A 12,852-nucleotide genomic window follows, 5' to 3' on the forward strand; every position below is an offset into this window, starting at 1 on the left:
TCTCGAGAACTGGCGCTAGAGATGTCCAGCTTGCCGCCTATACTGGGAGAGGGATTTTCAGGGGAAAGTCCAGTGGGATCCAAACTTTGGCAACTGACGTTGGCCCTGCTGGGAGTAGCCGTAGGGGGTTGCAGCAGCGCAGCTCTGGCTCCTAGCACCCCCTTGCCACCGCTAATCCTTAGCAGCGACATTCCTTCCGTAATTAGTCGAAGCGGATTTTTGGAGGTGGGGGTTGCGGTGTCAGTGCCAGGGCGGCTCCCGGCAGAGCTGGCGTTTCAGCTCTCGTGGTCCGGGATCGAGGTGCAAACCCTCTCGGCAGCCCAGGTAAACTGTGTTGCTGGCGAGGTATCCTGCACCACTCGCTTCCGGCTCCGCCCGCCTTCGAATCTAGCGCCCGGCTCGTACCTGCTCAGTTTGCGGGTCTTCGACCGGCTGGGACAAAGTACTGCTGTGAGCAAACCGGTGCTGCTGCGCGATTCCTAGGAGGGTCGGGACTGGCCTTTACTGCACTGCCTGGGCAAGGGCCTGGATCCCCGCCTGCAGGCGTTCGGCAATCTCATCTTCCAGCCGCAGGGTGCCGTCGGCCTCAAACTGAATCTGCGAGCTGAGGATGTAGATCCCTTTCAAAATGTGGGTTGCGCCCATCACAGCCAGCACTGGCTTCATGGCAAAGTCGATGGCCAGTAGGTGGGCCAGCGTTCCGCCAGTGGCGATGGGGAGAATCACTTTGCCAACAAAGGCATCCTGATCCAGTAAGTCCAGCAGCGCCTTGAACACGCCGGGATAGGAAGCCTTGTACACAGGAGCCGAGAGGACGATCCCAGCGGCTTGGGCCACCTTCTCTTGGATCTGCTTTAGGTGAGGGCTCTCAAAGTTAACCCGCACCAGGTCCTCCGCCGGCAAATCCCGCACCGAAGCAAACTCGCTGCTTAGCCCCAACTGGGATAGGATCCCGGCAACGTAGTGCAAAATTGCTTCCGACCGCGGCGGTGGGCCAGCAGACTCTCGAGGACCAGGGCTACCGGAGAGCAGAAGGATAGAGGGCATCGGCCAAAGGCAGAACGCTGCTTCTGTTGTACCAGGGATCCCGTCCAGAAAGTGCTAGTATAGTGTCTGGTGTTAACTGCGGGCGTAGTTCAGCGGTAGAACGCCAGCTTCCCAAGCTGGATGTCGTGAGTTCGAGTCTCATCGCCCGCTTCTTGAGAGCTACAAAGCTTTCCCCCTTTGCTCCTCCCCTGGGTCTGAGGCGGTGTTTGCTCAGGTAAAGACTCTGTCCTGCTGGCGCAAGCAGGATGAAAAGTCCGCCTTTTAGGGCGAATAAGTTTGCCCTGAGGCGCAGCCTTTTTTGCGGCAAGGGAGGAGAGCCTTTTCGGCGGGACAAGCTAAGGTGCTAGCATCCCACTGCTATGGGGAGAACGTTGAGGATGCTGGCCAAGCTCTTCCCTGCGGTAGCAGCTCTGTTCTGCCTAGGTCTAGCTCCAACCGCCCTGGCCCAGACCTTCTCTGCCCAGCAGACGGTGCTCCTCGACAGCAAACAGAACAGCGCCACCCCTTTCCAAAGCAATGTCCTGCAAAACCTCGTCTTCGTCGTGCCCAATCCCCCAATGCGGCCCTTCGCTGGCAGGTGGGGTTGGCACAGCAGCCCCTTACCGCCCCCTGCTCCCATCACAATTCTAATTCTCAACTCCCAAGCCAACCTGTCCGCCGAGCAGGTCGAGTCCCAGAGCTGTGGCCAGCGCTGCCAGGGATCCCTGCGCCTGCCCTGAGGAAAAAGCTGACCAAGGTCTGCAGTCCGGCCCGCGGCAAGGCTCGGATCCGCTAGGGAGGGAGTTGATATAATTCAGGCCAATTGTTCACGGCTGGGCGGAATCTTTTTCTCTTTAGGGGTGTGAGGGATGAGGAACCGTTCCAGGCAACTCGGGCTCCAGCTTACTGCCGCGCTCACTTGGGGGATGAGCCTGCTGGCGGGAACTGCAGCTTGGGCGCAACCCCAGCCGGGCACCCTGGATCTGCACACCGGTGGCACCACGCCCACCCCACCCTCCCCCACCCCTACCCCCGCTGCCAGCGAGCCAGAAGTTTTGGTGGCAGAGGTGGTGGTTGAAGGAACCGATGACCCAGAGCTGATCGATCAGGTTTACAAAGTCATTCGCACCCGCGCCGGCGAGGTCTCCACTCGATCCCAGTTGCGGGAAGACATCAACGCCGTGTTTGCCACCGGTTTCTTTGCCGATGTGCGGGCTGTGCCCTCCGATACCCCCCTGGGAGTGCGGGTTACCTTTGAGGTCAAGCCCAACCCCGTCCTCAAAGCCGTGCGCACAGAAGGGACAACAGTGTTGGATCTGGAGGTGCTCCGGAAGGCTTTTGCTGAGCAAGAAGGACGGGTGCTCAACTTTGGCAAACTGCAGGCGGCAGTGGAGGAGATCGAGCAATGGTACGCCGACAAAGGCTACGTGCTAGCCAAAGTTATTGATGTACGCACTTCCGAAGACGGCACCCTCACCCTGGAAATTGCTGAAGGGGAGATCGAGGACATTCGCGTGCAGGGCAACACCAAAACCCGCGACTTCATCATCACCCGCGAGCTCAAGACCAAGCCGGGGGATGTGTTTAACCGCAACCAGATCCAGGAAGATCTGCAGGCGGTTTTCAACCTTAACCTCTTTCAGGACGTGAATGTGGGCCTCAACCCTGGGCGGGATCCCAACAAAGTCGTGGTGGTGGTGAATGTGGAAGAGCGGCGCACCGGCACTTTGAGCGGGACCCTTGGCGTCAGCTCGGCCACAGGGGTCTTTGCCGGTCTCAGCGTCTCGGAAGAAAACCTGGGCGGCAACAACCAAAAGGCCAGCTTCAATGTGCAGGTGGGCACCAACGAAACTCTGTTCGACCTCAACTTCACCGACCCGCGCATTGCCACGCTGGAGATCCCCACCTCCTACAGTGTCAACATCTCCAACCAGCAGAGCTCCAGCTTTGTTTTCAACGAGGGATTGACTCTGCCCAACGGGGATCCCGTGCGCATCAACCGGCTGGGCGGCAGCATCACCTTCTCGCGCCCCCTTGGAGGGAATTGGCGGGCCAGCTTGGGTGCCCGCGTCCAATTTGTGGAAGCCCGCAACAGCAAAGGCGAGCAGGAGCGCTTTGATGTGCTGGGCAACCCGATTACCTTCAGCACAAGCGGCCAAGACAGCTATACCAGCCTGCGGTTGGGCCTCATCCACGACACTCGCGACAACCTCAACACCCCCAGCCAGGGATCCGTCTTTCGCCTCTTCACCGAGCAGTCGGTACGTCTGTTCCAGAACGGCCTGAACGCCAACCGCCTCGAGGCCAGCTACAGTCAGTTCATTCCCGTCAAGCTCTTTGAAACGCGCAGCGAGCGGCCCCAAGTGCTGGCTTTTGACGTGCGGGCGGGCACTACCCTTGGCGACTTGGCTCCCTACGACGCTTTCCCTATTGGCGGAGGCAACTCGGTGCGGGGATTTTTTGAGGGCGGCATCGGCTCCGGCCGCAGCTTTGCCACTGCGACGGCGGAATTGCGCTTTCCCCTTTTCGACCCGGTGGGGGTAGTGGTTTTTGCCGACTACGGCACCGATCTGGGCAGCGGCGCGGCGGTCATCGGCAATCCGGCGGCGGTGCGCAACAAGCCCGGCAGTGGCTTAGGGCTGGGGGCTGGTATCCGCATCCAATCTCCCCTGGGGCCGCTGCGGATCGACTACGCTGTTGGGCAAGGAGAGGCCGGCCGGGCTCAACTGCACTTTGGCATCGGGGAGAAGTTCTAGCTAGGGGCTTGCTATGGTGGGAGCAGCACTTGTGGGGAAAAATCCATGCGCGGCTCCTTACTCCTCTTGCTCTGCCTCAGCCTAGCCTTAGGTGGATGTAGCCAGTTGGCACGGCTAGGCCTTGGCATAACCCCCATTGCCCAGATTGAGCAGGATCCCTCCCGCTACGCCAATGTCTACGTCCGTGGCCGGGTGGTCAACCAAATAGGGGTGTTCGGGCAGGGTGTGTACGAGATCCAAGACCACAGCGGCTCCCTCTGGGTCCTCACGGACAAGGGGCTGCCAGCTATGAACAGCACCATAACTGTGCGCGGCAAGGTCCAGGAAGGGATCCTGTTGGCAGGGCGCCGCTTTGGCGTGTCGCTGGTAGAAGTCGAGCGCTTCTAGCCGGCCCCGAGAGCTACCATGGAGACTCGGCCCGCCAAGGCTTTGGCAATCTGCTGGAGCGCCTGGGCCGAGGCAGACTTGGGCTTGTCAACAACAATAGGCTTGCCCGCATCTCCACCCTGGCGCAGAGCAATCTCCAACGGGATTCGTCCTAGCAGCGGAACCCCCAGCTCGCGGGCGGTGGTCTCTCCCCCTGCCGAGCCAAAGATATCGTACTGGCGATCCGGTAGGTCGGGGGGAATGAAGTAGCTCATGTTCTCCACAATGCCGAGGATAGGCACCCCCAGTTGCCGGAACATGTTCAAGCCCTTGCGGCTGTCGAGGAGGGCCACCGACTGGGGGGTGGTGACGATGACAGCGCCCGCTAGCGGCACCGCTTGGGCCAAGGTCAACTGGGCATCACCAGTGCCGGGGGGCATGTCCACGAGGAGATAGTCCAACTCGCCCCACTGCACCTGGTAGAGAAACTGCCGGATGACGCCGTTGAGCATTGGCCCCCGCCAGATTACTGGCTGATCCCGTCCCACCAGGAGGCCCATCGACACCATCTTGACGCCGTAATTTTCTAGGGGAAGGATCTCTTCGCTGCCGTCTTCCCGTTTGCGCACCACCAGAGACCGATCCTGCAGCCCCAGCATCAGCGGCACATTGGGGCCGTAGATATCCGCATCCAGCAGCCCCACCTGCGCTCCGCTCTGGGCAAGGGCGACAGCTACATTGACCGCTACCGAGGTTTTGCCCACCCCTCCCTTGCCGCTGGAGATGGCGATGATGTTGCGCACGCCTGGGATGGGCTGCCGATTGGGCAGAGAGGGCGAGCGGGGGGTTTCTGCCGTAACGGTAACCTCGATGGTTTCAACGGGAGCCAGGCGGCGGATAGCAGCCTTGCACTCCTCGACGAGGAACTCCCGCAAGGGGCAGGCTGGCGTTGTCAGCACCAGAGTAAAGGCCACCCGCTCCGGCTCGACGCGGATATCCCGGATCATGTTCAGTTCCACCAGGCTGCGGCGTAGCTCCGGATCTTGAACCGGGCGCAAGGCTTCAAGGATAGCAGCAGCATCAAGGGTGGAGGTCGTCATGGGAGCTGAGGAGGTTGCTTCATATTCTTCACTCTAATCGGTTTTTCCAGCTCTTCTCGGCCAGCCCTCGGCCAACTGGCTGACCCAGGTCAGTTCTAGCTGTAGTCTGTTCTCGTGCCGGTATCTCAAGTTGTGAGGCTAGAAGGTATGGAAATCCGCCCTGCCAGGCCTGAAGATGCGCCCGCTTTGTTTAACCTCATCTGCGCCCTAGCCGAGTACGAGAAGCAGAGCCACTTGGTAACGGGATCCGCTGATCTATTGCGGCACCATTTGTTTGGCCCCGAAGCCTTTGCCTCGGCGTTGTTGGCAGAAGTGGAGGGGCAAGCGGTGGGGTTTGCTCTTTACTTTCGTCATTTTTCCACCTTCCTCACCCGGCCCGGCCTCTACCTGGAAGATCTGTTTGTGCTGCCCGAATTCCGCGGCAGGGGCATCGGCAAGGCGCTCTTGGCACGGGTGGCTCAGGAGGCGGTGGCCAAAGGATACGGGCGGCTGGAGTGGATGGTTTTGGACTGGAACCAGCCGGCAATGGAGTTCTATCGGCGCTTGGGCGCCAAACAGCACCCTGAGTGGATTCTCCACCGTCTCAGCGGCTCTGACCTGGAAGCGCTCGCCCAGGCAGCTGCGCCCCCTCTCCCTTCTGCTGGGGGATCAATTTACCGGATCCCTGAGTCCAAGGGAGGCCAAGACTTCTATACTTGCGGCTGAGCTGTTTGCGTCAGCGGTCTGAAGCCCTTGGTTAAACAGAACATGAGTTCACCCCAAACCCTCACCCCCCAAGGGGCCGAAATCCTCTGTGTTGGCACCGAGTTGCTTTTGGGAGAGATCGCCAACACCAACGCCCAATATCTGGCAGCCGAGCTGGCCAAGCTCGGGATCCCGCACTACTACCAAACGGTGGTGGGGGATAACGAAACCCGCATCCACCAGGCCCTGGAGGTGGCCTGCCAGCGCTCCAGCCTGCTGTTAATCACAGGAGGCCTGGGGCCAACCCCGGATGATCTGACCCATGCGGCGCTGGCTTCCTTTTTTGGAGTGGAGATGGTGGAGCACCCCCAGCTCTGGGAGGAGATTCTGCGAAAATACGGCCAGCGCGGCCTTGTGCCCTCGCCTAGCAACCGCAAGCAGGCTTTTCTGCCCCGGGGAGCCGCCATCCTGCCCAACCCCCTCGGCAGCGCCTGTGGCCTCATTTGGCAGCCCCGCCCCAACCTGCATGTTCTCACCTTTCCCGGCGTGCCGCAGGAGATGCAGCGCATGTGGCAGGAGACGGCTGTACCCTATTTGCGCTCCCTCGGCTGGGGCAAGGAGGTCTTCTACAGCCGCGTGCTGCGCTACTGGGGCATCCCCGAATCGACCTTGGCCGAGCGGGTGGCCCCCTGGCTGGCCGGGGAAAATCCCACGGTCGCTCCCTACGCCAGCCAAGGGGAGGTGCGCCTGCGAGTCACTGGACGCGCTCCCACGCGCGAGGCGGCGGAGGCCCTGATTGCTCCAGTGGTGGAGCAGATTTTGCAGATTTCTGGAGAAGACTACTTTGGCAGCGATGAGGCCACCTTGGCCAGCGTGGTGGGGGAGCTGCTCCTGCAGCGGCGGCAGACCCTGGCGGTAGCCGAATCCTGCACCGGCGGGCTACTGGGGCAGTTGGTAACCGGGATCCCAGGCAGCTCGCGCTATTTCCTGGGCGGCATCGTTGCCTACGACAACCGCTTCAAGGAGCAGCTTTTGCGGGTAGATCCCAAGACGCTGCAGCAGCATGGAGCAGTTAGTGAGCCGGTAGCTGCCCAGATGGCCCTGGGGGCCAAGCAGGTTTTTGGCTCCGACTGGGCCCTGAGCATTACTGGCATTGCCGGCCCGGAGGGGGGCACTGCTGCCAAGCCGGTTGGCTTGGTCTATCTGGGCTTAGCTTACCCGGAGGGGAAAGTGGAAGTGGTGGAGTACCGCTTGGGTAGCCTGCGCGGCCGAGAGGGCGTGCGCTGGTGGAGCGCCCAAGCGGCGCTGGACTGTCTGCGGCGGCGCTTGCTCCGCTACCCCCTTTCGGGGGGATCCCCAGAGCCTAAGCTAGAGGAGCAGGCAGATCTCGGAGCAGGCCGATGAACCCCGCGGAGGCGGGCAAGGAAGCCCTGCGGCAGGGCCGCTTTCAAGAAGCTATCCAACTTCTTGAGGACTATTTGGCCCAGGTTCATCACGGGGGCCAGGGAGGGGGGATCCCAGCAAGTAGGCAAGTCCTGGAAGCCCAGATGAATTTGGTGCGGGCCTACCATCAGCTAGGCCAAGCAGAGAAGGCGCGGGCGCTTTGTCTAAAACTGCTGCAGCATCCGGATCCTCAGGCGCGAGACTGGGCCCAAAAAATCCTGTCCCGTCTGCCCCAAACGGCGGAAAAACCCGCTGCTTCCCCCTCCTCCAGCCGCCAACGGGCCAGTCAAGTAGGCTTAAGGATCCCCTTGCCGGCGGAGGCCGGTTCTCTAGGATGGGCCAAGTGGGGATCCCTGGCTGTGGGCCTCCTCTTCCTCTGGTGGCTGAGTTTTGGGCTGGTGGGCAGCCACCTGGATTTTGGGCGGCTAAGTTTTCCACGGCAGCTTTGGTTTTTGCAGGGGTTGCTGCCCTGGCTGCGCAACGGCTTACGCTGGCTGGTGGCTGGCAGCCTGGCGGTTAACTTTGGCGTAGGCCTGCTCTTTTTTGCCCCCTGGCTCCTGGATCACCTGCACCAGCGGCTGCACAAGTTGCGCTGGGCCAGCCTAGGAGAACTCGAGCGCCATAGCCCCGAGGCAGCTCGCCTGCTGCAGCGCCTCTGCGCCCAGAAGCACCTCAAACTGCCGCGCCTGGGGGTGATTCCAGAAGGGGGACCGCTGGCCTTTGTCTACGGCACTTTTCCCGATGGCGGCCGCATCGTGGTCACCCAGGCCCTCTTGCAGCGGCTTGCTCCCGATGAGATTGCCGCCGTCTACGCCCAGGCCCTGGGGCGGATCGTTAACGGCGACATCCTGCTCATGACCCTGCTAGGATCCCCCCTGCAGTTGGTTTACCTAACCCTGGAGCAAGTGAGCCACCTGGGGAGCCAACGGCGGGATCTCATTGGACACGTGGCTCCCCTGCTCTACCTGATCTACACGGTGCTTTCCTACCCCCTGTTTTTCCTCTCCCGCCTGGGCACCTACCACGCCGATCACTTCGCGGTCGAGGCCACGGGCAACCCCAACGGGCTAATGGCCGCCCTGCTCAAGTCGGCTGCCGGCCTGCAGGAGGCTCACAAAAACGACCGCCGCCCCTCCTCGCTGTTGCACTGCACCCGCCTCTTTAGCCTCCTGGACTTCAAAACTACCGCTGCCGCCACTGCCGCTGTCCGCTTGCGGGATCCCGCCCAAGCCGGCCAGGTCTTCCGCTGGGAGCAGCTCAACCCCTGGGCCCGTTGGATGCAGCTCAATTCCAGCCATCCCCTGCTGGGACAGCGCTTTCAGGTTTTGGGGGAATACGCGCAGCGGCTGCGCCTTTTGCCGGAGCTGAGCCTAGTCAGGACAAAGGAGGAAGGGGCTCTTCAAAAGGCTCGCTTCTGGGCGGATCTGGCTATCTACGCTGCCGAAGTGGTCGGCATGGTTATAGGCTGGCTGGTGGGGCTAATCCTCTACTTAGGGCTGCGAGATCGCCTTGATCCCAAGATCATTGCCGCGGCTGCGGTGGTGGGCTATGGGATGGGCCTGTGGGCCAAGGCAGGGCTCATGTACCGAGGACCTCTGTTGCCCCAGCCCACTGCGGTGCTCAGCTTGCTGGCCGATCCGGACGCGGATCCCTGCCGCAGTCAGCCGGTGGAGCTGGAAGGCGAGCTGCTGGGATTGGGACCAACTGGCTACCAACTGGGAGCAGAGCTCAAGCTCCAGGATGCCACCGGCCTGATCCCCCTGCGCTTCACCTCTCCCCTGGGACCGCTGGGCAATGTCTTTTCCGGCCTAAAGCCCCTCCGCGCCCTCATGGGCCGGCAGGTCAAGGTGGTGGGCTGGTTCCGCCGCGGCAACACTGCCTGGGTGGATTTGGCCTATGTCCAGACAGGAGCAACTCGCCTCCACAGCCGTCCCCGCCTGTGGCTGCTGCTCCTTGGCCTGGGGTTTGTCCTCCTCGGCCTCTGGGGGGCCTTCTATTTCCCCAACCTGCGCTTTTACCTCCGCTAGCGGCGAGAGGGCACTAACTGGACCTTGCGCAGTCGCACCGACTGAGGGGTGACCTCCACCAGCTCGTCCTCGCCAATGTATTCTAGGGCTCGCTCCAGAGTCATCTCCACCGGCGCCTGTAGCTGCACTAGCTCTTCTCCCGTTGAGGCGCGATGGTTGGTTAGGTGTTTGGTCTTGCAGACGTTTAGCTCCAGATCCTGGGGTCGGTTGTGCTCACCCACAATCATGCCCTTGTAAACGCGGGTGCCCGGCTTAATGAAGAACACGCCGCGGTCCTCCGCATTCTTCAGGGCATAGGTGGTGGCCACTCCCTCTTCAAAGGCAATGAGCACGCCGTTGCGGCGAGTCTCCAGCCCTGAGGTGAGAGGACGGTACTCCAAAAAGCTATGGCTCATGATCCCTTCGCCGCGGGTGATGCGGACAAACTCGCTGCGAAAGCCAATGAGCCCCCGCGCCGGGATGACGAACTCCAACTGGGCCCGACCGTCCGCGCCCACTCTCATGTTCTGCATCTCTCCCCGCCGCTCTCCCAGCCGTTCGATGCAGGCGCCCACTGCCGCTTCCGGCACATCCAACACCAAAAGCTCATAGGGCTCGTAGGGCTGGCCGTTGACTTCGCGGAAGATCACCTTCGGCTGGCCAACCTGGAACTCGTAGCCCTCCCGCCGCATGGTTTCCAGCAAAATGCCCAGGTGCAGTTCGCCTCGCCCCGACACCAAAAAGCAATCTGGGGACTCGGTCTCCTCCACCCGTAGCGCCACGTTGGTTTCCAGCTCCCGCATCAGGCGCTCCCGCAATTGCCGCGAAGTAACAAAGGTGCCCTCCTGGCCGGCAAAGGGAGAGTCGTTGACGCAGATCCTCACCTGCAGCGTCGGCTCGTCCACCTTGATCAGCGGCAGGGCCTGGGGGTTTTCGGGAGAGGTGAGGGTGTGGCCAATGTGGGCCTCGGCAAACCCCGCCACGGCCACAATATTGCCGGCAGTGGCTTCTGTTAGCTCAATGCGCTCCAGGCCTTGGAAGCCAAACAGCTTGGTTACCTTGCCCCTGACAATCGACCCGTCTTCTTTGACCACCGCCAACTGATCCCCAACCCGAATGGTGCCGTTGTGGATCTTGCCAATCACAATCCGGCCCAGGTATTCCGAGTGCTCCAGTGTCGTGACTTGCAGTTGCAGCGGCTTGGCGGGATCCCCCACTGGCGGCGGCACGTATTTGAGGATGGCCTCAAAGAGAGGCCTCATGTCGAGAGGGCCGCTGTAGTTGCCTGCAAGGAAAGCTTTGAGGTCAGCTTCTTCCAGGGCAAAACCCCGTAGTCCCGAGGCAAATAGGTAGGGGAAGTCGCACTGGTCTTCGTCAGCGCCTAGCTCCAGAAACAGATCCAACACTTTGTCGATGACCTTGTAGGGCTCGGCCTGAGGCCGATCAATTTTGTTGACCACCACGATTGGGCGCAAGCCCTTCTCCAAGGCCTTACGCAACACAAAGCGGGTCTGAGGCATCGGGCCCTCGTTGGCATCCACAATCAGCAGACAGCCTTCCACCATGCCCAGCACCCGCTCCACCTCCCCGCCAAAGTCGGCGTGGCCGGGAGTATCGACGATGTTGATCAGGGTTTCGCCATAGCGAACGGCGGTGTTCTTTGCCAGGATGGTGATGCCCCGCTCCCGCTCTAGGGCGTTGCAATCCAGCACGCAGGCGGGAATGTCTCCTTCCGCCCGCAGGGCTCCTGCCTGGCGCAACAGGGCATCCACGAGGGTGGTTTTGCCGTGGTCAACGTGGGCAATGATGGCAATGTTGCGGATAGGGATCGGCATAGCCCTCAATCCGTAGAAAAACTTACCCCCAGCCTTTCCTGGGGGTGCCTCTACAACTCTAGCGCAAAGAAGTGTTACATCGCAGAGAGAGTTGCCCTGCCAGCGCTACCGGGCAACCCTTGCCTCACATATCAGCCCCGCGCAGGTAAAGCACCAAAATGACCGCCGGCCCTGCCAAGACAATCAAGGCAAGCAGCGCCAACTGCACGAACACTTCGTATTGCCCGAACATAGCCCCAAATCCCGTAGCCTACTTGTGTATCCTAAGGTCCGCTGTTGCCTGAAGATGAGGGGACTGTTGCAATTCTTTAAAACCTAGCGCTCCTGCTGGGCCTGAAAGGGCATGGGATCGAGGTTAAAGAGTTCCTGCAGAATTTGCATCGCCTTCCGTCGGGCCTCGATGTCCCGTTTGGCCCGCAGTTGCACCATAGGGTCATGCAGGATCTTGTTGACGATGCCACGGGTGAGGGCGTCGATGACCTCCAGGTGCTTCTCGGCAAAGTCCTTGCCCAGCCGGGAGAGAGCTTTCTCCATCTCCTGCTCGCGGATAGACTCCACCTTGTGGCGCAGGCTGGAAATGGTGGGCACTGTTTCCAGAGAACGCCACCACTCCATGAACTGCTCCACCTCTTCTTCGATCAAGGCCTCGGCAGCCAGGGCCAGCTTTTGCCGTTGGGCGCGGTTTTCTTCCACGACGCGAGAGAGGTGATCTACGTTGAACAGCCGCACCCCTCTGAGCTTTTCTACCTCGGGCTCGATGTTGCGGGGCACGGAGATATCCACCAACAGCAGCGGCTGATCCGGCTGCAGCACTTCCACTAGTTGGGCGTAGGTAAGGATGGGCTGGGTGGCGCTGGTGCTGGTGAAGACCAGATTGGACTCCGCCACGCTGTTGAGCAACGACTCCCAAGGCAGGACTTGGATTGGTTGCTCAAATTGCTGGGCTAGCGCTTCTGCCCGCTCTAAGGAGCGGTTGACTAGGGTAATATCCACCGCTCCCTTGGCCAGAAGATGCTGCAGCAAGAGGCGGGCCATTCTCCCTGCTCCCACGACGGTAACCTTGCCCTGGGAAAGCGATCCCTGCTCTTGCAGGGCCAGCTCCACGGCTGCCGAGCTAATGGACATGGCGCCGGTGCCGATCCCCGTCTCCGCGCGGACGCGCTTGCCGGCAGTGATGGCTGCCTTGAAGAGGCGGTTGAGGATGCGATCCGTGCCGTTGCAAGCCTGGCCCAGTTGTTGAGCCTTTTTCACTTGCGACAAGATCTGCCCCTCTCCCAGCACCAAGCTCTCCAGCCCGGCCGCCACCCGCATCAAGTGGGTCACCGCATCTTGGTAGAGCAGGGTAAACAGGTGGGGACGCAGTTGGGGCAGGGGGATCCCCTTTGCCTCGGCCAAAAACTGCATCGTCTGCCGCACCCCGCTTTCGGTTTCTGGCGTAACGATGTAGACCTCCAGCCGGTTACAGGTGCTGAGGATTGCTGCTTCCTCAATGTGGGGGTAGGCACGGAGCTGCCGGATCCTCTCTCCCACCTCGGCCTCCCCAATGCTGAGGCGCTCCCGGATCTCCACAGGAGCTGTGCGATGGCTAAGACCGACAACCGCGATAAACATGCCTCTCCGTCGTCTATAGACCACT

General features: G+C 61.2%; 12 protein-coding genes and 1 tRNA gene. 8 read left to right on the top strand and 5 right to left on the bottom strand.

Annotation, left to right across the window (positions count from 1 at the left end):
• The first annotated feature begins 72 nt into the window (after window positions 1-72).
• Window positions 73-483 carry a hypothetical protein gene (locus tag NW812_RS01875; RefSeq protein WP_414393537.1) on the top strand — a complete coding sequence of 137 codons (411 nt, stop codon included), beginning with the start codon at window positions 73-75 and terminating at the stop codon, window positions 481-483.
• An 18-nt stretch (window positions 484-501) separates the two neighbouring features.
• On the opposite strand, the gene ssuE is transcribed toward NW812_RS01875, so the two are convergent.
• A complete protein-coding gene (ssuE, locus tag NW812_RS01880) occupies window positions 502-1,047 on the bottom strand; it encodes an NADPH-dependent FMN reductase (RefSeq protein ID WP_414393539.1) in 546 nt (181 codons plus the stop codon).
• A 78-nt stretch (window positions 1,048-1,125) separates the two neighbouring features.
• Between ssuE and NW812_RS01885 the strand changes: the two genes are divergently transcribed.
• The 4 genes from NW812_RS01885 (at window position 1,126) to NW812_RS01900 (ending at window position 4,169) form a co-directional block, all read left to right on the top strand.
• Window positions 1,126-1,197, top strand: a tRNA-Gly gene (locus tag NW812_RS01885).
• Window positions 1,198-1,424: 227 nt separating this feature from the next.
• On the top strand, window positions 1,425-1,766 hold the full coding sequence (locus tag NW812_RS01890) for a hypothetical protein (protein WP_414393541.1): 342 nt from the start codon (window positions 1,425-1,427) through the stop codon (window positions 1,764-1,766).
• A 186-nt stretch (window positions 1,767-1,952) separates the two neighbouring features.
• Window positions 1,953-3,782, top strand: a complete 1,830-nt coding sequence (locus tag NW812_RS01895; RefSeq protein ID WP_414393543.1) for a BamA/TamA family outer membrane protein — start codon at window positions 1,953-1,955, stop codon at window positions 3,780-3,782.
• A 45-nt stretch (window positions 3,783-3,827) separates the two neighbouring features.
• Window positions 3,828-4,169 carry a hypothetical protein gene (locus NW812_RS01900; RefSeq protein WP_414393545.1) on the top strand — a complete coding sequence of 114 codons (342 nt, stop codon included), beginning with the start codon at window positions 3,828-3,830 and terminating at the stop codon, window positions 4,167-4,169.
• Here NW812_RS01900 and NW812_RS01905 read toward each other — a convergent pair.
• Window positions 4,166-5,248: an Mrp/NBP35 family ATP-binding protein gene (locus NW812_RS01905; protein ID WP_414393547.1), complete on the bottom strand. Its 1,083-nt coding sequence runs from the start codon at window positions 5,246-5,248 to the stop codon at window positions 4,166-4,168. The genes NW812_RS01900 and NW812_RS01905 overlap by 4 nt on opposite strands.
• Window positions 5,249-5,395: 147 nt before the next feature.
• On the opposite strand from NW812_RS01905, the gene NW812_RS01910 reads away from it, so the two are divergent.
• Genes NW812_RS01910 through NW812_RS01920 form a run of 3 tightly spaced genes read left to right on the top strand, consistent with a single transcriptional unit; the run spans window position 5,396 to window position 9,402 of the window.
• Window positions 5,396-5,953 carry an N-acetyltransferase family protein gene (locus NW812_RS01910; protein ID WP_414393548.1) on the top strand — a complete coding sequence of 186 codons (558 nt, stop codon included), beginning with the start codon at window positions 5,396-5,398 and terminating at the stop codon, window positions 5,951-5,953.
• Between the two features lie 42 nt (window positions 5,954-5,995).
• Window positions 5,996-7,336 carry a competence/damage-inducible protein A gene (locus NW812_RS01915; protein ID WP_414393550.1) on the top strand — a complete coding sequence of 447 codons (1,341 nt, stop codon included), beginning with the start codon at window positions 5,996-5,998 and terminating at the stop codon, window positions 7,334-7,336.
• On the top strand, window positions 7,333-9,402 hold the full coding sequence (locus NW812_RS01920) for a M48 family metalloprotease (protein WP_414393552.1): 2,070 nt from the start codon (window positions 7,333-7,335) through the stop codon (window positions 9,400-9,402). The genes NW812_RS01915 and NW812_RS01920 overlap by 4 nt, the downstream gene beginning before the upstream one ends.
• On the opposite strand, the gene typA is transcribed toward NW812_RS01920, so the two are convergent.
• From typA to NW812_RS01935, 3 genes are all read right to left on the bottom strand, one after another.
• Window positions 9,399-11,216 (bottom strand): translational GTPase TypA, encoded by a 1,818-nt coding sequence (gene typA / locus NW812_RS01925; RefSeq protein WP_414393554.1) that lies wholly within the window; start codon window positions 11,214-11,216, stop codon window positions 9,399-9,401. The two genes, NW812_RS01920 and typA, sit on opposite strands and share 4 nt — an antisense overlap.
• A 124-nt stretch (window positions 11,217-11,340) precedes the next feature.
• Window positions 11,341-11,448 carry a photosystem II reaction center protein Ycf12/Psb30 gene (gene psb30 / locus NW812_RS01930; RefSeq protein ID WP_099812430.1) on the bottom strand — a complete coding sequence of 36 codons (108 nt, stop codon included), beginning with the start codon at window positions 11,446-11,448 and terminating at the stop codon, window positions 11,341-11,343.
• 83 nt (window positions 11,449-11,531) lie between these two features.
• Window positions 11,532-12,827, bottom strand: a complete 1,296-nt coding sequence (locus tag NW812_RS01935; RefSeq protein ID WP_414393556.1) for a glutamyl-tRNA reductase — start codon at window positions 12,825-12,827, stop codon at window positions 11,532-11,534.
• Between the last annotated feature and the right edge of the window lie 25 nt (window positions 12,828-12,852).

It is taken from the genome of Synechococcus sp. O70.2 (assembly GCF_047462135.1).
Classification (GTDB): Bacteria; Cyanobacteriota; Cyanobacteriia; order Thermostichales; family Thermostichaceae; genus Thermostichus.

What these genes read in the sequence shown, in the direction of transcription:
- NW812_RS01890 (WP_414393541.1), top strand. Translation starts at nt 1,425, where the DNA reads ATGCTGGCCAAGCTCTTCCCTGCGGTAGCAGCTCTGTTCTGCCTAGGT.
- NW812_RS01910 (WP_414393548.1), top strand. Translation starts at nt 5,396, where the DNA reads ATGGAAATCCGCCCTGCCAGGCCTGAAGATGCGCCCGCTTTGTTTAAC.
- NW812_RS01920 (WP_414393552.1), top strand. Translation starts at nt 7,333, where the DNA reads ATGAACCCCGCGGAGGCGGGCAAGGAAGCCCTGCGGCAGGGCCGCTTT.
- psb30 (WP_099812430.1), bottom strand. Translation starts at nt 11,448, where the DNA reads ATGTTCGGGCAATACGAAGTGTTCGTGCAGTTGGCGCTGCTTGCCTTG.
- NW812_RS01915 (WP_414393550.1), top strand. Translation starts at nt 5,996, where the DNA reads ATGAGTTCACCCCAAACCCTCACCCCCCAAGGGGCCGAAATCCTCTGT.
- typA (WP_414393554.1), bottom strand. Translation starts at nt 11,216, where the DNA reads ATGCCGATCCCTATCCGCAACATTGCCATCATTGCCCACGTTGACCAC.
- NW812_RS01900 (WP_414393545.1), top strand. Translation starts at nt 3,828, where the DNA reads ATGCGCGGCTCCTTACTCCTCTTGCTCTGCCTCAGCCTAGCCTTAGGT.
- NW812_RS01935 (WP_414393556.1), bottom strand. Translation starts at nt 12,827, where the DNA reads ATGTTTATCGCGGTTGTCGGTCTTAGCCATCGCACAGCTCCTGTGGAG.
- NW812_RS01895 (WP_414393543.1), top strand. Translation starts at nt 1,953, where the DNA reads ATGAGCCTGCTGGCGGGAACTGCAGCTTGGGCGCAACCCCAGCCGGGC.
- NW812_RS01905 (WP_414393547.1), bottom strand. Translation starts at nt 5,248, where the DNA reads ATGACGACCTCCACCCTTGATGCTGCTGCTATCCTTGAAGCCTTGCGC.
- ssuE (WP_414393539.1), bottom strand. Translation starts at nt 1,047, where the DNA reads ATGCCCTCTATCCTTCTGCTCTCCGGTAGCCCTGGTCCTCGAGAGTCT.